This window comes from Rhizobium sp. Rhizsp82 (assembly GCF_047325115.1).
Classification (GTDB): Bacteria; Pseudomonadota; Alphaproteobacteria; order Rhizobiales; family Rhizobiaceae; genus Rhizobium.
Genome location: NZ_CP168570.1, coordinates 3,391,739 through 3,411,422, shown reverse-complemented (window position 1 = coordinate 3,411,422; position 19,684 = coordinate 3,391,739). Strand labels below are relative to the sequence as shown.

Below are 19,684 nucleotides of genomic sequence, written 5' to 3'. Positions count from 1 at the left end.
CTTTTTTGTTGGTTCCGCCTCGGGCAATTGATAGGGTGCAGCCTCTTTGTGCCCTCGCAGACAGACGGACTTTCCATGAACACCATTGCCTCGGAGCTTGCCGCCAGCATCCGCTCCATTACGGACTATCCCAAGCCCGGCATCATCTTTCGCGACATCACCACGCTGCTCGGAAATCCGCGCGCCTTCCGCCGCGCCGTCGACGAGCTGGTGCAGCCCTATGCGGGCCTGAAGGTCGACAAGATCGCCGGCATGGAGGCGCGTGGCTTCATCCTCGGCGGCGCCGTGGCGCACCAGCTGTCGGCCGGCTTCGTGCCGATCCGCAAGAAGGGCAAGCTGCCGCACGAGACCGTGCGCATCGCCTACAGCCTGGAATATGGCGTCGATGAAATGGAGATGCATCGCGACGCGGTGCAGCCGGGCGAGAAGGTCATTCTCGTCGACGACCTGATCGCCACGGGCGGCACGGCTGTCGGCGCGACCAAGCTCTTGCGCCAGATCGGCGCCGAAGTCGTCGGCGCCTGCTTCGTCATCGACCTGCCGGATCTCGGCGGCCGCAAGAAGCTCGAGGAGCTCGGCGTCGATGTTTATACGCTGGTGGAATTTGCAGGGCATTAATCACCCGGCTTATCCTATTCGAATTCGAGGACGCTGCTTTCGAAGCGGATGACCGGGACGCCGTCCTGGTTGACGCCCTCGTTGAGGATCTTGTTCAGATGCCAGCCCGGGCGCGATGCGAGCGGGCGGCTGGAGAGGAAGGTCACCGAATAGGCGATCGTCTCATCGACGAAGACGGGCTTCAGCCATTGCAGCTTCTCGAAGCCGGGCGAGGGGCCGAGCTTCGGGGCGGCGAGCCCCTCCTTGGCAAGGCGCACGCTCTGCGCCATCCAGTAATCCAGGAAGGTCCGCATCCAGGCTGCGCAATTGTGCCAGCCGGAGGCGCAGAGATCGCCGAACAGCGTGTGCTTTGCGGCCTCACGATCGACATGGAAGCGCTGCGGATCGAAGCGGGTGGCGAAATGGACGATCCGCTCTTCGGTGAAGGTGTAGCTGCCGATTTCGATCTTCTGGCCGACGGTGTAGAGCTCGGTCATCCTCATGCGCGCGTCTCCCCCGCTTCGCGGGTGCTGAACATGATCCAGTTTTCGGAGTAGCAGACGAGCTCGCCGCGCTGGTTCTCGATCTCGTGCTTGAAACGGGCGATGCCGATGCCGGGGCGCGAGCGCATCAGCCGGGATTCCAGCACGATCGAGCGGCCGGAGAGCGTATCACCGGCCAGCACCGGCTTCTTCCATTCCATCAGATCGATGCCCGGGGCGCCTTGCGAGTAGGAATTCAGCAGGTAGCCCTCGGCCATCATCCGCATGAACAGCGCCGACGTATGCCAGCCGGAGGCGGCGAGACCGCCGAGGATGCTGGCCTTGCCGGCGGCCTCGGACGTATGCATCAGCTGCGGGTCGAATTCGGTGGCGAACTCGATGATCTCTTCGGCTGTCACCGGAATCGGGCCGAGCGGAAAGCTACGGCCCGGTTCGAAGTCTTCAAATGCTAGCTTCATTTCGCTTCGCCCTCCCAGCGATCGCGCGAACGCCTGCTAGAGCGCGGACGCTTACGTGTTGAAGCGGAAGTGGATCACGTCGCCGTCGGCAACGATATATTCCTTGCCTTCGTCGCGGCCCTTGCCGGCTTCCTTGGCGCCGACTTCACCCTTGAAGTTGATGTAGTCGTCGTAGCCGATGGTGAAGGCGCGGATGAAGCCGCGTTCGAAATCGGTGTGGATGACGCCGGCGGCCTGCGGGGCCTTGGTGCCGCGCACGATCGTCCAGGCGCGCGTTTCCTTCGGACCGACGGTGAAATAGGTGATCAGGTCGAGCAGGTGGTAACCGGCGCGGATCAGGCGGTCGAGACCGGCTTCCTCGAGGCCGAGCGCGGAGAGGAATTCCTTGGATTCTTCTTCCGGCAGCTGCGCCACTTCGGATTCGATCGCGGCCGAGATGATGACGCATTCGGCGCCCTGCTTCTCGGCCATTTCGGCGACGGCTTTGGTGTGCTCGTTGCCGGTGGAGGCATCGGCCTCGGCGACATTGCAGACGTAAAGGACCGGGTGCGAGGTCAGGAGGTTGAGGCCCTTGAGGATCTCGATTTCCTCGGGTGCCAGCGTCTTCAGGAGAAGACGGGCGGGCTTGCCCTCGTTGAGGAGCTTGACCACGGCTTCCATGATCGGCAGCTGCGCCACGGAATCCTTGTCCTTGCTGGCGGCGCGCTTGCGGGTCTGCTCGACGCGGCGCTCCAGGCTTTCGAGGTCGGCGAGCATCAGCTCGGTCTCGATCGTGTCGGCGTCTCCCACCGGATTGATGCGGCCTTCGACATGGGTGATGTCGTCGTCCTCGAAGCAGCGCAGCACATGCACCACGGCATCAACTTCGCGGATGTTGGCGAGGAACTTGTTGCCGAGGCCTTCACCCTTCGACGCGCCGCGCACCAGGCCGGCGATATCGACGAAGGAGATGCGGGTCGGGATGATTTCCTTGGAGCCGGCAATCGCCGCCAGCTTCTGCATGCGCGGATCGGGAACGGCGACTTCGCCGGTGTTCGGCTCGATCGTGCAGAAAGGATAGTTTGCCGCCTGCGCCGCTGCCGTCTTGGTGAGCGCGTTGAAGAGGGTCGACTTGCCGACATTCGGCAGACCGACGATACCGCATTTGAAGCCCATGGCTGAATGTCCGTATTCGCTGAAATCGTTGCCTTGCCTATGGGGGAATGGCGCCCCCCGGTCAAGCTTTTCGCGCCAAACTCGGCCCCTCTGGCGGGTCTTTCCCTTGAACCCGTGTGTGGCGATGCAATATAATAGGGGTAGCGCGAGGCTTCCCCCTGTCATTGATGATGGACTTCCGATGAGTGACAACGATATTGCGTTGAAGCCAAAAACCAAGACCAAGCCGAAGCTCGACCGGCCGAAGCTCTATAAGGTCATCCTGTTCAACGACGACTATACGCCGCGTGAATTCGTGACGATGGTGCTGAAGGCCGTGTTCCGGATGAGCGAAGAGGCCGGTTACCGGATCATGCTGACCGCCCACAAGATGGGGTCGAGCGTCGTCGTGGTCTGCGCGAAGGATATCGCCGAGACCAAGGTCAAGGAGGCGATGGACTATGCCAAGGAAGCGGGCTTTCCGCTGATGCTGACGGCCGAACCGGAAGAATAGTTTGGCGATCTCTTAACCAGTCCTCTTCATCCGATCTCCGCTGTTTTGCCGCAGGATGGGCGAAACGAGGAGGTGCTCATGCCTGCTGAAGCGGCGACCTGGCATTATTTCGTGGCAGCGGCAATCTTTGCGCTGCTCGGGGCCATCGGCCATGTGTGCCGGGCGGTGTTCAACGTGCTGCCGGATCGCATCACCGACCGGCCGCTGATGGATCTGCCGCTCTCCAGCGGCTACAACCTTCCCGACCTGCTGTTCGGCACCGAATATGACGACAACGGCTACTACCGGCTCGACAGCCTGAAGAATTTCCGGATCTCGGTGATGCTGAGCACGGTCGGCGGTCTGCTGGTCATGCTGTTTTCGCCGGGAGCCTCGGGCGCGATTGCCTGGATGATCGACAGCGGGTTTTCGGCGCTGTGGAACCTCTTCCTCTACCGGCTGCACAGCATCGGCCTATAGGCGTCAGCGGCCGGCGGGGCGGCGGACCTGATAGCCGGTCTTGTCCTGCGTGAAGCCGCAGTTCTCGTAGAAGCGTAGGGTCGCCGGTGTTTTCGAGCCGGTCAGCAGCATCACCTTATAGCAGCCGGCCTGCCAGGCGGTTTCGATCGCATGGGCGATCAGCGCGGCGCCATAGCCCTTCTTGCGATTGGCCGACAGCGTCACGACGTTCTCGATCAGCGCGTAGGGGGCGCCTGCGCGCGTTAAGTTAGGGATGACCGACAGGGTGACGGTCGCCGCCGCTTCCTCACCGGAAAAGCCGATGAAGATCTGCATGCCGGGCTGGGCGAGGATGGCATCCATCTGCTTTTTGGCGATCGCTGGTTCCACCGGCGGATCGGACGGGTTCAGTTCGGCATAGAGCGCGAGCAGGGCGGCGAGGTCGCCGGCCCCGGCGGTGCGAATGGCCAGCGCTTCGCTCATGTGATCAGTCGCCCTTGTTGCCGAGCAGTTTCTTCAGCATCTCGGCCATCGGGCCGGTGGCCGGCAGGATCTTCGGCTGGTTGTGGTTGCGGGCCTGATGGATATGGGATTTCGCCGCAGGCTTCTTCTCGGCCTTCGGCTTTTCCTCTTCCGCCTTGCCGCCGACGGCGAGCGCCAGCTTGTTCATCAGCTGTGAATCCTCATTGCGCACCAGCATACCGGCATTATCGGCCAGGGCGTCGAGCAGCGGTTCCAGCCAGCTCTGGTCGGCCTTGGCGAAGTCGCCGAGAACATGATGCTGCACCATTTCCTTGACACCGGGATGACCGATGCCGAGCCGCAGGCGGCGGTATTCGCGGCCGCAATGGGCATCGAGCGACTTGATGCCGTTATGGCCGCCATGACCGCCGCCGGTCTTCAGCCGCGCCTTGCCGGGCGCCAGGTCGAGTTCGTCATAGATGGCGACGAGATCGGCAGGCTGCAGCTTGTAAAAGCGCATGGCTTCGCCGACGGATTCGCCCGAGAGGTTCATGTAGGTCTGCGGCTTGATCAGCAGCACCTTCTCGCCCTCGAGCTCGCCTTCGGCGATCTCAGCCTTGAACTTTTTCGACCAGGGCGAAAAGCTGTGGCGGCGGTAGATGGCATCGAGCGCCATGAAGCCGATATTGTGCCGGTTGCCGGCATATTTGCTGCCGGGATTGCCGAGACCCGCGATGATCAGCATAGCCAATCCATTCCTTGAAACGATGATGCCCGTTTCACCACCGCGAAACGGGCACGAAGTCAAGCGCTAAGGGGCGAATGCGCCTCAGTGCAGCAGGGTGAGGCCGTATTTCTGGAAGATCTGCCGCTGCGTGCCGTCGGCGATCAGCTTGTCGAGGGCGACCTGCATCCTGCGCCTGAGATCGTCGGGGAAATCCTTCTGGCAGGCGATACCCATCGGCTGGGTCGACAGCACTGTCACCATCTCCAGCGGCTGTTCCTGCTTCAGCTTGTCGAAATAGAGCTCGGAGATCGGCATCATGTCGATGCGGCCGCCCAGCAGCTTGCGCAGCGTGGCGTTGAAGTCGCTGGCGACGTCGAGCTTGGTGAAGCCCTTCTCCTTCAGCGTGGTCTCCGTATAATCCTCGCGCTGGGTGCCGACCGTATATTGCTTGGCCTCGTCGAGCGTATCAGCCTTGACGCCGGAACCGGTCTTGGTGATCAGGATGTTGCGGTCGACGAGCAGGGGCTCGATCCATTTGAACAGCGGATCGCGGGTGCTGTTATGGGCGGTGGCGAAGACGCAGGTCATCGGCGTCGTCTGCGCCATGCCATAGGCACGGGCCCAGGGAACCAGCTCCAGTGTATAATCGACGCCGATATCGGCCATCACCTTTTCGACCTGCTCGACGGTCGCGCCCTTGATCACCTTGCCGTCGCGGTAGTTGAACGGCGCATATTCTTCCGTGAAGAAGGACACCGTCTCGGCGGCAGCTGCTGTGGGCAACATCAGAAAGGCGAGAAGCAGCAGCTTTTTCATTCGCATGGCTCCGTCGTTGGTTTATGAGGCACGCGCCACGAAGGGGATCACACCGCTCAGTTTCTCGATCAGCTGCGCTGCAGTCTGCGGCCTGTGGAAGAGATAGCCCTGTCCATAGTCCAGCCCCATCTGCTGCAGCGTGCGGCATTCCTCTTCGGTCTCGATACCTTCGGCAATCACAGTGCAGTTCATCTTGTGCGACAGCGTGGTGATCGCCTCGATCAGCATGCGGCTCTTGTGGCCGACATTGTCGTTGGCGTCGTTGATCGCGCGGGTGAACGACTGGTCGATCTTGATGATATCAACCGGGAAGCGATTGAGGTAGCTCAAAGACGAGTAGCCTGTGCCGAAATCGTCGAGCGCGATGCGGCAGCCGAAGCGGCGCAGCTCCGTCACGATCATGCGGATCTGCGGATTGTCGTGCATCAGCACGGCTTCGGTGATTTCGACGACGATGCGTTCCGGGCGGATGCCGTGACGGCCGAGCAGGCCGGCGAGCCGTGAGGGCAGGGCTGCCTCGAACTGCAACGGCGAGAAGTTGATCGCCAGATAGGTGTCCTGCATGCCCGAGATGCGGGAGATGCGGGCGAGATTGGCGATTGCCTTTTCCATGATGACATTGCCGACGCGGACGATCTTGGCGGTCTCTTCGGCAACGTTGATGATCTCGGCAGGGGGCATCAGGCCCTTCTGCGGATGGTTGAGGCGCATCAGCGCTTCGAAGCCGGCGATGTTGCCATGCGTCAGGCCGACGATCGGCTGCAGATAGGCTTCGAACCAGTCTTCGGCGAGGCCGGCCTCGATGCAGCTTTCGATCTCGGCGCGGCCGCGGGCCTTGTCGAGCATGCTGGCATCGAAGAGGCGGGCGCCATTCTTGCCGTCGCGCTTCTTGGCATACATCGCCATGTCGGACTTCTGCAGCAGCTCGGAGGCGTTGGCGGCGTGGCGCGGATAGATGGCGACGCCGACGCTGGCGCTGAGATGGAGGTCAGGGCCGAAGGGCGTGTCGAAGATGGTGGCGATCTGGTCGCACATGGCGCGCGCCCGCTTTTCGGCATCGGCCGCCGGCAGCAGGATGGCGAATTCGTCACCCCCGAGGCGGGCGGCCTCATCGGACGGCGCCAGATGGGTCTTGAAACGGTCGACGAGTTCGCGCAGCGCACGGTCGCCCTCTGCATGGCCCATATTGTCGTTGATCCACTTGAAGCGGTCGAGGTCGACGAAGAGGCAGGCGAGTTCCTGGCCTGCTGCATCGGCTTCGGCAATCTTGCGGTCGAGCACGGCTTCGAAGCCCTGGCGGTTCAGGAGGCCTGTCAGGTGATCGGTGATCGCCTGGCGGTGATTGCGGTCTTCGGAGGCCTTGAGCTCGGTCACGTCGGTCATGACGGATAGCGACAGCTTGTCGGTGCCGCCGGTCGCGGCGTTGGATTCCAGCACCAGCACGTCGATGACGCGGCCATCGGCGCATCTGAACTTGACGGTGACGTCGAGCGCGCCTTCCTCGGCGGTGTTGCGGCGCGACAGGAAGATCTCGCGGGTATCGGCTGTCACGAGCTCGGCGAACTTGCGGCCGACGGCGTCGGTGCGGCTGTAACCGGTGGCGACCAGCCAGTAGTCGCTGACGGCGGTGATGCGGTCTTCCTCGTCGAGCGAGAAGAGCATGGCGGGCGTCAGGTCGTAGATATCGGTGGCGCGGCGGTGGGCGAGCTTCAGCTCCTTTTCCTCGCGCTCCAGCTTGGTCTGCATGTCGTTGAAGCTGCTGGCGAGGCGGCCCATCTCGTCGCCCGACTGCCAGTCGACATGGTGGCGCGAGCCGAGCTGGCTGGTGGCCTCGATGGCGGCGATCAGGCGCATCAGCGGCTGGATGACGAAGATGCGGTTGCCGATCAGGGCGCTGCCGAAGACGGCGAGCACGGCGAAAAGGAAGATCGAGATGAAGACCACTTCCTCATGCTTCAGACCGGCGAAAAGGCCGAGTTTCGGATAGTAGACGGAGATGCTGCCGAGGTTCTTCGGGCCATCGACATTGTTGTAGATGATGGCGCGCGAGACCTGCTCGAGCTCGCCGGTGAAGGACTTCGGAATGGTGCTCTGGGTGACGTCGAGCTGGCCGGACTGGTCGCGGACCTCGACCTTGACGATGGCGCCCTGGGAAACGATCGTCGCGGAGATCTGCGTGACGCTGTCTTCGTCGAGATCCCAAAGCGGCTTGGCGAGCGCCTGCGAATTGGCGACCAGCAACACGGAAATATGGTCGCGGATTTCCTTGTCGGCGCGTTCGGAGGAGAGGAAAAGGAAAAGCACGAAGAGTGGGGCTACAAATACAAGTAGCGCGCCGCAAACGATCGCAAAAAACCTATTTTCAACGGAATTATTCATTGTTCCGTTTTCTCCCGGGCCGCTTCTTCTTCGGCCGTCTCTTCTAATATACGGCGGTATGGCAATAACTTTGGGGAGAATGCTTCCATGAATGTGTTAAAGCTTGCTGAAACGGTTGTAGCCAGCAAATGAAAAGGCCCGCCTTCCGGGTGGAAAGCGGGCCTTATGCTTTACAAATTGATAGGAAGCGTATCAGGCTTCAGCGTCGCCTTCTTCGGCGGCTTCTTCGACGCCAGCTGCCGGAGCAACGATGGTGGCGATCGTGAAGTCACGGTCGATAACCGTGGTAACGCCCTTCGGAAGGGTCACTTCCGAGATATGGATGCTGTCGCCGATCTTCTTGCCGCTCAGGTCGACATTGAAGAATTCCGGGATCGCGTTTGCCGGGCAGTGAACTTCGACTTCGTGACGAACGATGTTGAGAACGCCACCGATCTTGAGACCCTGGGACTTCTCTTCGTTGATGAAGTGAACCGGGATCTCGACGGTAACCTGCGTGTTGCCGGAAACGCGGAGGAAGTCCACGTGCATCGTGAAGTCACGAACCGGGTCGAGCTGGTAGTCCTTCGGGAGAACCTGGTACTTCTTGCCGCCGACGTCGATCGTGGCAACCGTGGTCATGAAACCGCCGGCATGGATACGCTTCGTCACCTCGTTGGTGTTGAGCGTAATAGAAATCGGGGCCTGCTTGTCACCGTAGATGACAGCGGGAATCAAACCGTTGCGGCGAAGTTCACGGGCGGACCCCTTACCAACCCGTTCGCGCGCCTCGGCCTTGAGCTCGTAAGTGTCGTGGCTCATGGCATTTCCTTTCGAGGTTATATGGAGAGTTCAAATCCGGCATCTGCCGGGCAGGAACTGGAGGTGCCTTTCGGCGGCCTCATCCGCATTGCCTCCAAGGGTGTCTGTGCGGACGCGTGCGCTATAGTCTATGTGCGGCGGAAACGCAAGCTGGGCAGGGCACAGAAGCCTCTTGCCCTTGTAGTTGTGGCTTTCTTTGGCGTGGTTGTAAAATCTGACGTTTGTTTAACCAAGGAATCGCATTCCAAAAGCCAATTAATGAATCCTACCATGCGAATATCTATAGGTGATCACGGTTTCAATCTCGGTCACTTCCATGTTGCGTATCATTTCCTGCATCACAGTCGAACATAGCCTGCCGCATCTCGTCTTTGCGACGGTGATCTGCCTGCTGGGCTCAGTGCTGACGATGCGGCTTTTCAGCCGGGTACGCCGGACCGAGGGATTGCAGAAGTATAACTGGCTGTTCCTCTCGGGCTTCGTTGGCGGCTCGACGATCTGGACCACGCATTTCGTCGCCATGCTGGGCTATCAGTCGCCGGCGACCAACGGCTATGAGCCGGAACTGACCCTGCTGTCGCTGTTTATCGGTATTGCCGCCAGCGTTATCGGCTTTTCGATCGCGGCGCTGACGCCGAAGAGCGCGCTCATCGAAGCGGGCGGCGCGATCGTCGGTCTCGGCATCGCCTGCATGCATTATGTCGGGATCGCCGGTTACAAGGTTGCCGGCCACATGGTCTGGAGCGAGCCCTATGTCGTGGCGTCGCTGATTGCGGCGGCGATCTTCGGTGCGATCGCCACCAATCGCGTCGCCCGGCCGGTCACCCGTTTCTGCAAGCATGGTTCGGCGCTGGCGCTGATCCTGGCGATCGTGCTGACGCATTTCACCGGCATGGCCGGGCTGACGATCGTTCCCGACAGCGCCATCCCGGTCACCGGCGAGCTGATCTCGGTCGGCATCATGACCGGCCTGGTTCTGGCCGTCATGGTGGTCATCCTGGCGCTTGGTGCCTCCACCTATGTCATCGACCTGCAGACCAGCCAGGCGGCCGTCGAGCGCTACCGTCATCTGTCGCTGCACGATCCGCTGACCAACCTGCCGAACCGTGCGGCCTTCAACGAGCATGTCACGGCGCTGACCAAGCGCCCGAAGGACATGACTGCGAATATTGCGGTGTTGTCCTTCGATCTCGACCGCTTCAAGGAAATCAACGACGTTCACGGCCATGCGGCCGGCGATGCCGTCTTGCGCGCGGTTGCGGACCGGCTGATGCATCTGAGCAATGACATGCTGTTCGTGGCCCGCGTCGGCGGCGACGAATTCGTGGCGGTCATGAGCAAGTATTTCATCCGCGCCGATGCCACCGCGCTGGCACAGCGGATCATCGATGTCATCGCCGAACCGGTTTCCTGGGAGGGGCAGACGCTTTCCGTCGGCACCAGCATTGGCATCTCCACTTTCCCGGGGCAGGCGGGTACGATCGATGATCTCCTGTCGCAGGCCGATATCGCCATGTACCGGGCGAAATCGACCTCGAGCAACAGCATCTGCTTCTACGATGCCTCCATGGACCAGATCTCGCGCGAGCGGAATGCGCTGGCGATGGAAATGCGCGATGGCCTGAAGCGCGGCGAGTTCGAGCTCTTCTATCAACAGCAGAACGACACGATGACGCGCGAAGTCGTCGGCTTCGAGGTGCTGCTGCGCTGGAAGCATCCGGTGCGCGGCTATATCCCGCCGATGGAATTCATTCCGATCGCCGAGCGCAACGGCTTCATTCTGGAGCTCGGCGAATGGGTGCTGCGCAGCGCCTGCGCCGAGGCTGCGACCTGGACGAACCCGCTCCGGATCGCCGTCAACGTCGCGCCGCAGCAGTTGAGCGATCACCGCCTGCCGCAGATCGTCCATGAAATCCTGCTGCAGACCGGTCTGCCGGCATCGCGGCTGGAGATCGAGATCACCGAATCCGGCATCATCGCCGACCACCAGCATGCGCTGCACGCGATCCGCCGCCTGAAGGCGCTCGGCATCAAGGTTGCAATGGACGATTATGGCACAGGCTACTCGTCGCTTTCGACGCTGCAGAGCTTCCCGTTCGATAAGATCAAGATCGACCGGGCCTTCGTCGATGGCGTCGTCACCAACAAGCAGTCGGCGGCGATCGTCCGCTCGACGCTGATCCTGGCGGCAAGTCTCGACATTCCGGTTCTCGCCGAAGGCGTCGAGAACGAAGATCACATCGACTTCCTGCGCCGGGAAGGGTGCCTGCAGGTGCAGGGCTTCCTGTTCGGCAAGCCGGTGCCGCGCGCCGGCATCGAGACCATCGTCGGCGCCGAAGCGCTCGCCAAGGTCGCGGAGCCTCAGCCTGAGGTTGTTATTGTGGATGACATCAAGCCCGCAGCGGCCGCCTGAGCAGAAAATATCAACCCGCAGATGAGGCTGGCTTGACATCTTGCCTGCGGCAATCTCACATGCGCGCCTTCATGCGGCAACGGGAGTTTATCGAGATGCGTCACAGGCTTATCACGGCTACGAGCGCCATTGTTCTGGCTTTGGCTACGGGGGCGTCGGCGGCGGATATCAGCCAGGATGGCGCCAATGCGATCCGTGACAATCTGAACCATCTTCTGCCCGGCGATATCGCCAAGAAGCAGCCTGTGACGGTCAAGCCGGCAGGCTCGCGCTACGAGATCACCTACGATTTCGCCAAGCTCCTGGACAAGGTCAAGAAACAGGATTTCGAGATCAAGGGCCTGACGCCGTTCACGATGTTCGCGACGCCGCAGGACAGCGGCCTGTGGAACCTCGAAGGCAACAACAACTTCAACGTCACCGGCCATTTCAAGGGTCCGGACGACAAGCGCTCCGATTTCACCTATTCGATCGCCCAGATGGATTTCACTTCCGTCTTCGACCCGGCGATCAGCTACCTGCGCTCGGGTGATTTCAGCGCCAAGGATCTGAAGTTCAGCTCCACGACCGATACGGAATCCGTCAACGCCAGCTTCGCCGACATGGTCTACAAGCTGAGCTCCGCCGACAGCGCGATGGCCGGGCGCCTGGACTTTGCCGCCAACGGCCGGTTCGGCACCTTCGCGGAGCAGGTGAGCAGCAAGGATATGCCGCCGATCCAGTTTTCGGCCGACAGCCTGGATTTCAATGCCAAGGTCAATGGCATCGCTGCCAAGGACCTGAAGGAGATGGTGCTCTTCGTTCTCGATCACGCCGATCAGAAGGAACTGAGCAAGGAGAGCGAAACCAAGCTCAAGGAGATGCTAGGCAAGGCCTTCCCGCTGCTGACCTCGCTTGAAGAGACGATCACGCTCAACAATCTCGCCGTCACCAGCGCCGTCGGCAGCGGTGGCGCCAAGTCCTTCGGCTACCACTTTACGGTCGATGGCCCGAGCAATGCGACGCGCATCGGCGTCGCCATGGATGCGGCCGACGTCAAGCTTGACAGCGCTCTGATCCCGCCCGGCTACACGGCCTTCCTGCCGCAGGCGCTCGATATCCAGTTCGGCGTTCCCGGCATGGATTTCGCAGCCTTCGGCGACGAGTTCATGAAGGTCGATTTCAGCAAGGCTGCGGGTGACACCGAGAAGGCCGGCCAGCAGGCCGCCGAGAAGCTGTTCCCGGGCGGTATCCTGAAGGTCGATTTCCCGAAAATCAGCGCCAAGTCCGGCGTCTATGACGTCGAGATGTCCGGCGAGCTCGAGGGCCGCGTCGATACGCAGAAGGACTACAAGCTGCACGCCTCGATCGTGGCGCGCGACTACGACAAGACCATCGCGGCAGTTCAGGAGCTGGCAAAGACCAACCCGGATCTCAACCAGGCCTCCTTCGGCCTGATGATGATCAAGGGCTTTGCCAAGCCGGATGCGGATGGCGCCCAGCGCTGGGATGTCGATGTCGCGAGCGATGGCTCCGTCAGCGTCAACGGCCAGCAGATCAAGGGACCGGATGCTCCGGCGGCTGACGAAGGCGCTGCGCCTTCCGACGAAGCTGCTCCCGGGGACGACGCCGCTCCTTCCGATGACGCGGCACCATCTGACGAGACGGCGCCTTCGGATGAGGCAACGCCCTCCGAAGAGACCAAGCCCTGATCAAACAAAAGGCCCGCTTAAGAGCGGGCCTTTCTTCTTTGAGATCGGATGACTTACCGGCGGCACTCGCCGCCGCCGATGATGCGGAAGCCGGCATTGCCTGCCTCGCAGGCGTTCGGGAAGGTCTGCTGCTGGCGGCCGCGTTCGCCGCAGACCGGACGGTATTCGCGGGTGCAGATGCCACCCGGACGCTCGGGGCGGTCCGGACGGTCGGGCCTGCCGGGGCCGCCCGGGCCGCCTGGGCTACCTGGCCAATCCGGACGACCGGGGCGATCGGGCTCCGGACGCGGGAAGGGCGGGGGCTCGCGGCGGCATTCGCCGCGGCCGACGATCCGGAAGCCGCTATTGCGGGCCTGGCAGGCATTGCCGAAGGTCTGGGTGCGGCCGCCGCGCTCACCGCAGACGGGCGCATATTCCATGGTGCACATCTGAGGCTCGGGCGGGCGCGGACGCGGTGGCGGCCGCGAATAGCCCTGATCGACCTCGACGGTGCAGGCCGCCAGTAGCGGAATGAGCGCCACCAGCGCCAGCCGCTTGCCAGTCTTCAGATGATTTCGGATTTTCGTCAAAACTGCTCCCCCGTGCGAAAACAAATCACAACGGGGCGAAACTAGCCGAAACGGCAAAAGCGATGAAGCCGCAAAATGCAACTTCACCGCTTCGATTTGATTGGGAATGGAACCGTCAGTCGAAGAGGCTCGAAACCGACTCTTCCTGGCTCGTGCGATTGATGGCTTCGCCGATCAGGTTGGCGGTCGTGATGACGCGGATATTGTGGGCCGACTGCACAGCCGTCGTCGGCTGGATGGAGTCGGTGATCACGAGTTCGCGCAGCTTCGACGAGGTGATGCGGGTGACCGCACCGCCGGAGAGGACGCCGTGGGTGATGTAGGCCGTAACGCTGGCCGCGCCCTGGGCGAGCAGGGCATCGGCGGCGTTGCAGAGCGTGCCGCCGGAGTCGACGATATCGTCGATCAGGATGCAATCCTTGCCTTCGACGTCGCCGATGATGTTCATGACTTCGGATTCGCCGGGGCGGTCGCGGCGCTTGTCCACGATCGCCAGCAGACAGTCGAGGCGCTTTGCCAGCGCGCGGGCGCGCACGACGCCACCGACGTCAGGCGATACGACGGTGACGTTGCTGGTGTCGTAATTGGCCTTGATGTCGCGCGTCAGAACCGGAACCGCATAGAGGTTGTCGGTCGGGATATCGAAAAAGCCCTGGATCTGGCCGGCATGCAGGTCGAGCGTCAGAACGCGATCGGCGCCGGCTTCGGTAATCAGGTTGGCGACGAGCTTTGCCGAGATCGGTGTGCGGCCGGAGGCGCGGCGATCCTGGCGGGCGTAGCCGAAATAGGGAAGGACGGCCGTGATGCGGCGTGCCGAAGACCGGCGCATCGCGTCGATCATGATCAGCAATTCCATCAGGTGGTCGTTCGTCGGGAAGGACGTCGACTGGACGAGGAAGACGTCCTCACCGCGGACGTTCTCCTGAACTTCGACGAAGATTTCCTGGTCGGCAAATCTTCTTACGCTGGCCTTGCCCAAGGACACATTGAGATAGGTGCAGATCGCTTCGGCGAGATGCCGGTTCGAATTGCCTGCGAAAACCTTCATTTTGGCCCGCCTATTGTCTGCTGATAGCCGCGCTTTTTAGCCAGCTTGCTTCTGAATGCAAGCGTAAAGGCGACACAGGGCTTGATATTTGTAAAAACCTTGTTGCTAACCGCCCTGCGATTGGCGCCAGGCGTTGAATTCGGCGATGGTTTTGGTGCCGATCTGCTGCATGACCGAGGCCGGAACGCCGGCCCAGGGGTCCTGAGCGGCAGAGGGGACCTTCTCCTCGCCCTGAATGCGGTGCAGGCGGCCGCCGCTGCTGTCGAGCACATCCCAGACATAGGTCACCGTCACATTGCCTTCGTCGGTGAAGGCGGAGAGATAGCCCTTGAGAATATAGTCGCTGCTGTTGTCGGTGGAGCTCTTGATTGACAGGCCGTGCGAACGCGCCTCGGAGCCGAGCTGGCGCGAGAGCGGCGTGACGGCCTGAACGGGGGCGCCGATGATCGGCAGGAAGCGGACGGTATTGCCACGGGTCGAGCCCGACTCCACCGGATCGATGGCGGCGACCTGTTGCGCCTCTTGCTGTTGCGGCTGCTGTTGCTGGCGGTGCGGCGGCGGCGCCTGGTCGCCCATGTCCTGTTCTTCGGCCTCGGCATTGGAGAGCGGCTCGCTCTCGACGGCCTCCGGGGCGCGGTAGGCTTGCGGCCGCGCCGACATTGCATCGGCCTGCGCCTGCATGGTCGTCGGCGGTGCGCCGGGGCCGGGGCGGTAGGCCTGGTTATAGGCGGGGTGGTAGCCTTCCTGCGGTTCGGCGGCAAAGGCCTGGCGGGATTGCGATCCAGCCATGCGCTCGACTTCGCGCTGGGTGACCGGCGAAGAGCGCGGCGGCATCGAGGAATCGCCGATATCGACGAGCGGCGTCATCGCATCGGTCGTGTTGCAGGCGGCGAGCAGGCTGGCGAAGCATGCAAGAAGTGCTGGCGCAGTCAACGATCGCGTCATCCTTCCAGCTTTCCTTCCGTCATTTGCATCAGCCCCGCCCAGGTTTATGCGGGCGGGGATGGTCTTGTGTCAATTCCGGATTCTTGCCGGTGAAGTCTCTCAGGCGCTGAGGAAGTCCAGCGAATGACGCGACAGGGTGCGCGGACCCTCTGTTGTCGTCAGGTAGGTCTGGCCGAGCGTCATGGCGGTTCCGCTGTCGGAATCGGCGATGATCATGTGGACGAAGAGCGACATGTTCGGCTCGATCGGCTGCGGATTGCCGACATGGAACATCTGGTGCTCCATCCAGGACGGCGAGAAGCGGGCGCCGAGCGAGTAGCCGCAGGCGTTCAGGCGGTGGCGGGCAAGGCCGCGCTCGTCCATGATCTTGGCATGCATGTCGAAGACATCGCCGAAGGTGTGGCCGGGCTTCAGCACGGTTTCGATCGCCTGCAGGTTTTCGAGGCAGGCGCTGTAGAGCTCGCGGTGGCGGTGGGTCGGCTCGCCGACGACGATCGTGCGCATCATCGCTACGTGATAGTGGGCGTAGGTGCCTGCCCATTCGATCGTCAGCTGGTCGTTGGCATCGAGCTTGCGGCGGCCGGCCTTGTAGCGGCAGAGCAGGGCGTCGGCGCCGGAGCCGATGATGTATTCATTGGCCGGATAGTCGCCGCCGCCGCTGAAGACGGCGCCCTGCATCGCGGCCAGAATGTCGGCTTCGTCGGCGCCTGGCTTGGTGAGGCGGATTGCCTGGTCGAGCGCATCGTCGGCGAGTGCGGCGGCACGTTCCACATAGGCGACTTCGGCCGGGCTCTTGATCAGGCGCAGGCGGCTGACGAGATAGGAGGCGTCGCTGATCTGGCCGAAGCTCGCAAGCTGGGCATCGAGCAGGCGGGCGACGCGGCCGGTCATGCCGTGCGTGTCGTATTCGACGCCGATGCGGGCGCCGAGCAGGTCCATCTCGACCAGCAGGTTCTTGAGGTCGAGCGTCGGGTCGGCGTTGACGCGGTCGACCCAGACATGGATGTTTTCGAGGATCGAGGTGTGCTTGGCCTGGCGAAGATCGGCCGAGCGGGTGATCAGCGCCATCGTTCCATCCGCCTTGACGACCAGCGTCTGGAAGAAGCAGTAGCCGAAGGTGTCGTAACCGGTCAGCCAGTACATGCTTTCCTGCGCGAAGATGAGGAGGGCGTCGAGCTTCTCCTCGCGCATCTGGTCGGTGACGCGGGCGAGGCGGCTTGCGAATTCGCTCCGTTCGAAGTGCAGTGCCATTGTCTCAAATCTCCCTGATGCTTATCGCTGAAATCTGGCGGCCGTAATCCGGCTCGTTGTTGTGGGTGGTGCGGCGGTACGAGAAAAAGCGCTCGCTATCCGGATAGGTGCAAAGCCCGACGCTCTCGGCGCGAACGCCTGCCTTCGTCAACCGAGCGACGGTGAGGCCCGGAAGATCGAACATCGAATGTCCGGGCTTTTCCGACGGGATAAAATACTGCGCGTAGGCAGCATCCTGTGTGACAAAACGCTCGACGAATTCCGGGCCGACTTCGTAGCTCGTCTGGCTGATCGATGGTCCCAGGCATGCGACGATCGCCTCGCGCCTTGCGCCCAGTTTCTCCATGGCAATGATCGTGTTTTCGAGCACGCCGGTCAGCGCGCCCTTCCAGCCGGCATGGGCGGCGCCGATAACCTTGTTTTCCGGGTCGGCAAACAGGATCGGTCCGCAATCGGCGGCAAGCACGCCGAGCACGATGCCGGGCGTGGCGGTGACGAGCGCATCGGCCTGCGGGCGGTCGCCGTCGTAATTGCCATCGACGGTCACGGCATCGGGCGAATGGATCTGGTGGACGGTCGCCAGTTTTTCGAGCGGCTGGCCGAACCAGGCGGCGACACGCCTGCGGTTCTCGTTGACGCGGTCGCGGTCGTCATTTGAGCCGAGGCCGACATTGAGGCCGCGATAGAGGCCTTCTGAGACGCCGCCTTCGCGGGTGAAGTAGCCATGACGGATCGCGTCGCCCGCCGCCTGTTGCAGCAGCGCGCTTTCGATCGGTGCGGGTGAAGCCGCGTTTTGCATCAGTGATTCCGGGGTGTTTAGAACGGGTTCATTGTTCACCGGATCGTCCGGTGAAGCATTGTTGATTGCGCCGGATGTTGGCGCAGGGCGGCGCGCTCTGTCAATCCACCGGACGGAACGGCATGAGATCGACGGCGGGATAGGAGACCGCCATCGCCTTGAAAAGCTCGCCCATCCGGCCCTCGCCGGAGCCTGCCAGGCGGTCCACCGCGCTCTGGATGATCTGCTGCGTTCGCGGTTCGCGGTCGCGGCCGAGCGCGGCGGCGCGGTCGAGAATACCGAGGCCGACGAGGAGATCGCCCTGATGCAGCGCGCCGTTCAGATGCAGTCCGGCGCCGACGGCGGTGCGGGCAAGATGCTCGAAATCCACATGGCTCGTCAGGTCGGCCTCACCGGGATTGGCAAGCGGCGGATCGAATTCATGCATGCGCACGGCCTGCAGCGTATCGCCGAAGCCGCTGACGAGGTGGCCGTAGTCGATCGCAAGCGCGGTGCCGCCGAAAGCCTTGAGACGCTCGCAGATAGCGAGCATCACCGACTGGCGCGCGGGCGAAAATTCGAAAAGCGTACCCGCCGGCATTGACTGGGCGCCATCCGGGAGGAGGGTGGGGTCGATGGTGGCGACGCCCGCCGCGAAGACGAGTTCGTCATCGGCGCCGAGGCCGACCATGCGCTCGCGAAAACCGGTCTGGGTCTTGACGAACTGGCGGATCGGGATGGCGTCGAAGAGTTCGTTGGCCGCAATCAGCGTGAAACCAGGCGGTACTTCGTCGAAGTCGTTGTGCCACGTGATCTTGCCCTCATGGGCTTCCAGCGTCTGGCTCTGGACGTCGCGCAGGCGCTCGCTGGTCTCGACCAGATGCACGCTCATGTTCTCGAAGAGCGGAGGGGCGAGGCGGGCGATGACGCGCAGCATGTCCGACATCATCGTGCCGCGGCCGGGGCCGATCTCGACGAGGCGGACACCAGCCGGTGTGCCGTGCTGCTGCCAGGCGTGGACGATGAAGACACCGATCATCTCACCGAAGAGCTGGCTGACCTCAGGCGCAGTGACGAAATCGCCGGAGCGGCCGAAGGGCTCGCGGACGCGATAATAGCCGTGTTCGGGATCGGCGAGGCACAGCGAGAAGTAATCGGTCACGCTGATCGGGCCGTTCGCCTGGATGATCGCCTTGATCTTTTCACCGAGTGCGGTGGTCATGGTGGTCACGTCCGGTCTGCGTTAGTTCTGCAGCGCGACCTGGCGGCGGGCGCGCACGATCGCCCAGAGGCCGAGCAGGATCATCGGGAAGGACAGCACCATCCCCATGGTCAGCCAGCCTGTGCCGAGCAGATAGCCAAGCTGCGCATCCGGCTCGCGGAAGAATTCCACGAAGATACGCGACAGCGCATAGCCGCAGACGAAGACGCCGGAAATGAGGCCCGGCGATTTCAGGGCGCGGAAGCCGTAGATCAGAAGCGCCAGAACCGAGAGCAGCACGATGCCTTCGAGACCGGCTTCATAGAGCTGGCTCGGATGACGGGCAAAGGGACCGCCGCTCGGGAAGACAACTGCCCAGGGCACATCCGCGAGACGGCCCCAGAGTTCGCCATTGATGAAATTGGCGATGCGGCCGAAGAACAGGCCGATCGGCACGACACCGGCGACGATGTCGAACAGGCTCCAGATCGGGATGTTGTTCTTGCGGGCAAAGAGGATCATGGCGAGCGTCGTGCCGGTGATGCCGCCGTGGAAGGACATGCCGCCGTTCCAGATCTGGATGGCGCGGATCGGGCTCTCAATCACCGCCGGCATATCATAGAAGAGGATATAGCCGATGCGGCCGCCCAGCACGATGCCAAGGGCAGCCCAGACCACGAAGTCGTCGAGCTGGGTCTTGGTGATCGGCGAGGCGTTTGCCGGCCAGAGGCTGTCATTGCCGGCGAGGCGGCGCGCATAGAACCAGCCGAGCATGATGCCGACGACATAGGCCAGGCCATACCAGTGAATAGCGAGCGGCCCGATCGAAAAGGCGATCGGATCGATATCCGGAAATGGCATGATTGCCATGAGATTGGCTGCAGTCGGCAAGGCTTTCCCACCCGTTGATGTGCGCGGACCATGGCGTTGCGATACGAGGCGGTCAAGTCGATTGTGAG

Annotated in this window: 20 protein-coding genes; 5 read left to right on the top strand and 15 right to left on the bottom strand. The window is 62.4% G+C overall.

The window, feature by feature from the left end:
- The first annotated feature begins 75 nt into the window (after nucleotides 1-75).
- Nucleotides 76-618, top strand: a complete 543-nt coding sequence (locus ACEN84_RS21995; protein WP_413709908.1) for an adenine phosphoribosyltransferase — start codon at nucleotides 76-78, stop codon at nucleotides 616-618.
- A 14-nt stretch (nucleotides 619-632) separates the two neighbouring features.
- Here the strand turns inward: ACEN84_RS21995 and ACEN84_RS21990 are convergent, their stop codons facing one another.
- From ACEN84_RS21990 to ychF, 3 genes are read right to left on the bottom strand one after another with little or no spacing between them, the layout of a single operon-like run.
- The gene (locus ACEN84_RS21990) at nucleotides 633-1,100 is read right to left on the bottom strand and encodes a MaoC family dehydratase (RefSeq protein WP_112719335.1); all 468 of its coding nucleotides are present in this window, start codon (nucleotides 1,098-1,100) and stop codon (nucleotides 633-635) included.
- Nucleotides 1,097-1,558 carry a MaoC family dehydratase gene (locus ACEN84_RS21985; protein ID WP_413709907.1) on the bottom strand — a complete coding sequence of 154 codons (462 nt, stop codon included), beginning with the start codon at nucleotides 1,556-1,558 and terminating at the stop codon, nucleotides 1,097-1,099. The genes ACEN84_RS21990 and ACEN84_RS21985 overlap by 4 nt, the downstream gene beginning before the upstream one ends.
- Before the next feature lie 51 nt (nucleotides 1,559-1,609).
- Complete coding sequence (ychF, locus tag ACEN84_RS21980; RefSeq protein WP_112719333.1) at nucleotides 1,610-2,713, bottom strand: redox-regulated ATPase YchF; 1,104 nt, start codon at nucleotides 2,711-2,713, stop codon at nucleotides 1,610-1,612.
- Between the two features lie 181 nt (nucleotides 2,714-2,894).
- Here ychF and clpS point away from each other — a divergent pair, with 181 nt between their 5' ends.
- Nucleotides 2,895-3,206 carry an ATP-dependent Clp protease adapter ClpS gene (gene clpS / locus ACEN84_RS21975; RefSeq protein ID WP_413709906.1) on the top strand — a complete coding sequence of 104 codons (312 nt, stop codon included), beginning with the start codon at nucleotides 2,895-2,897 and terminating at the stop codon, nucleotides 3,204-3,206.
- A 78-nt stretch (nucleotides 3,207-3,284) separates the two neighbouring features.
- The gene (locus ACEN84_RS21970) at nucleotides 3,285-3,665 is read left to right on the top strand and encodes a hypothetical protein (RefSeq protein ID WP_199627090.1); all 381 of its coding nucleotides are present in this window, start codon (nucleotides 3,285-3,287) and stop codon (nucleotides 3,663-3,665) included.
- A 3-nt stretch (nucleotides 3,666-3,668) separates the two neighbouring features.
- Here ACEN84_RS21970 and ACEN84_RS21965 read toward each other — a convergent pair whose 3' ends face one another.
- The 5 genes from ACEN84_RS21965 to ACEN84_RS21945 all read right to left on the bottom strand — a co-directional run bounded on the left by ACEN84_RS21965 (nucleotide 3,669) and on the right by ACEN84_RS21945 (nucleotide 8,829).
- On the bottom strand, nucleotides 3,669-4,127 hold the full coding sequence (locus ACEN84_RS21965; protein ID WP_413709905.1) for a GNAT family N-acetyltransferase: 459 nt from the start codon (nucleotides 4,125-4,127) through the stop codon (nucleotides 3,669-3,671).
- A gap of 4 nt (nucleotides 4,128-4,131) precedes the next feature.
- On the bottom strand, nucleotides 4,132-4,851 hold the full coding sequence (pth, locus tag ACEN84_RS21960; protein ID WP_413709904.1) for an aminoacyl-tRNA hydrolase: 720 nt from the start codon (nucleotides 4,849-4,851) through the stop codon (nucleotides 4,132-4,134).
- An 84-nt stretch (nucleotides 4,852-4,935) separates the two neighbouring features.
- The gene (locus tag ACEN84_RS21955) at nucleotides 4,936-5,649 is read right to left on the bottom strand and encodes a substrate-binding periplasmic protein (RefSeq protein ID WP_112719326.1); all 714 of its coding nucleotides are present in this window, start codon (nucleotides 5,647-5,649) and stop codon (nucleotides 4,936-4,938) included.
- Between the two features lie 21 nt (nucleotides 5,650-5,670).
- Nucleotides 5,671-8,028, bottom strand: a complete 2,358-nt coding sequence (locus ACEN84_RS21950) for an EAL domain-containing protein (protein WP_130277838.1) — start codon at nucleotides 8,026-8,028, stop codon at nucleotides 5,671-5,673.
- A 192-nt stretch (nucleotides 8,029-8,220) separates the two neighbouring features.
- Entirely contained in the window at nucleotides 8,221-8,829 is a 609-nt protein-coding gene (locus ACEN84_RS21945) for a 50S ribosomal protein L25/general stress protein Ctc (RefSeq protein WP_112719325.1), read from the bottom strand.
- A gap of 316 nt (nucleotides 8,830-9,145) precedes the next feature.
- On the opposite strand from ACEN84_RS21945, the gene ACEN84_RS21940 reads away from it, so the two are divergent.
- The gene (locus tag ACEN84_RS21940; RefSeq protein WP_413709903.1) at nucleotides 9,146-11,242 is read left to right on the top strand and encodes a putative bifunctional diguanylate cyclase/phosphodiesterase; all 2,097 of its coding nucleotides are present in this window, start codon (nucleotides 9,146-9,148) and stop codon (nucleotides 11,240-11,242) included.
- A 95-nt stretch (nucleotides 11,243-11,337) separates the two neighbouring features.
- The gene (locus ACEN84_RS21935) at nucleotides 11,338-12,933 is read left to right on the top strand and encodes a hypothetical protein (protein WP_413709902.1); all 1,596 of its coding nucleotides are present in this window, start codon (nucleotides 11,338-11,340) and stop codon (nucleotides 12,931-12,933) included.
- A 53-nt stretch (nucleotides 12,934-12,986) separates the two neighbouring features.
- Here ACEN84_RS21935 and ACEN84_RS21930 read toward each other — a convergent pair whose 3' ends face one another.
- The 7 genes from ACEN84_RS21930 to lgt all read right to left on the bottom strand — a co-directional run bounded on the left by ACEN84_RS21930 (nucleotide 12,987) and on the right by lgt (nucleotide 19,616).
- A complete protein-coding gene (locus tag ACEN84_RS21930) occupies nucleotides 12,987-13,493 on the bottom strand; it encodes a Kazal-type serine protease inhibitor family protein (RefSeq protein ID WP_413711340.1) in 507 nt (168 codons plus the stop codon).
- Nucleotides 13,494-13,617: 124 nt separating this feature from the next.
- Nucleotides 13,618-14,550: a ribose-phosphate pyrophosphokinase gene (locus tag ACEN84_RS21925; protein ID WP_112719322.1), complete on the bottom strand. Its 933-nt coding sequence runs from the start codon at nucleotides 14,548-14,550 to the stop codon at nucleotides 13,618-13,620.
- Nucleotides 14,551-14,655: 105 nt separating this feature from the next.
- Complete coding sequence (locus tag ACEN84_RS21920) at nucleotides 14,656-15,495, bottom strand: hypothetical protein (RefSeq protein WP_112719321.1); 840 nt, start codon at nucleotides 15,493-15,495, stop codon at nucleotides 14,656-14,658.
- Nucleotides 15,496-15,594: 99 nt separating this feature from the next.
- Nucleotides 15,595-16,746 carry a M24 family metallopeptidase gene (locus tag ACEN84_RS21915; RefSeq protein WP_112719320.1) on the bottom strand — a complete coding sequence of 384 codons (1,152 nt, stop codon included), beginning with the start codon at nucleotides 16,744-16,746 and terminating at the stop codon, nucleotides 15,595-15,597.
- Between the two features lie 4 nt (nucleotides 16,747-16,750).
- Nucleotides 16,751-17,545 (bottom strand): peptidoglycan editing factor PgeF, encoded by a 795-nt coding sequence (pgeF, locus tag ACEN84_RS21910; RefSeq protein WP_413709901.1) that lies wholly within the window; start codon nucleotides 17,543-17,545, stop codon nucleotides 16,751-16,753.
- A gap of 100 nt (nucleotides 17,546-17,645) precedes the next feature.
- Entirely contained in the window at nucleotides 17,646-18,746 is a 1,101-nt protein-coding gene (locus ACEN84_RS21905) for a class I SAM-dependent methyltransferase (protein WP_413711339.1), read from the bottom strand.
- A gap of 21 nt (nucleotides 18,747-18,767) precedes the next feature.
- Nucleotides 18,768-19,616, bottom strand: coding sequence for a prolipoprotein diacylglyceryl transferase (lgt, locus tag ACEN84_RS21900; protein ID WP_199627063.1), 849 nt, complete (start codon nucleotides 19,614-19,616; stop codon nucleotides 18,768-18,770).
- Between the last annotated feature and the right edge of the window lie 68 nt (nucleotides 19,617-19,684).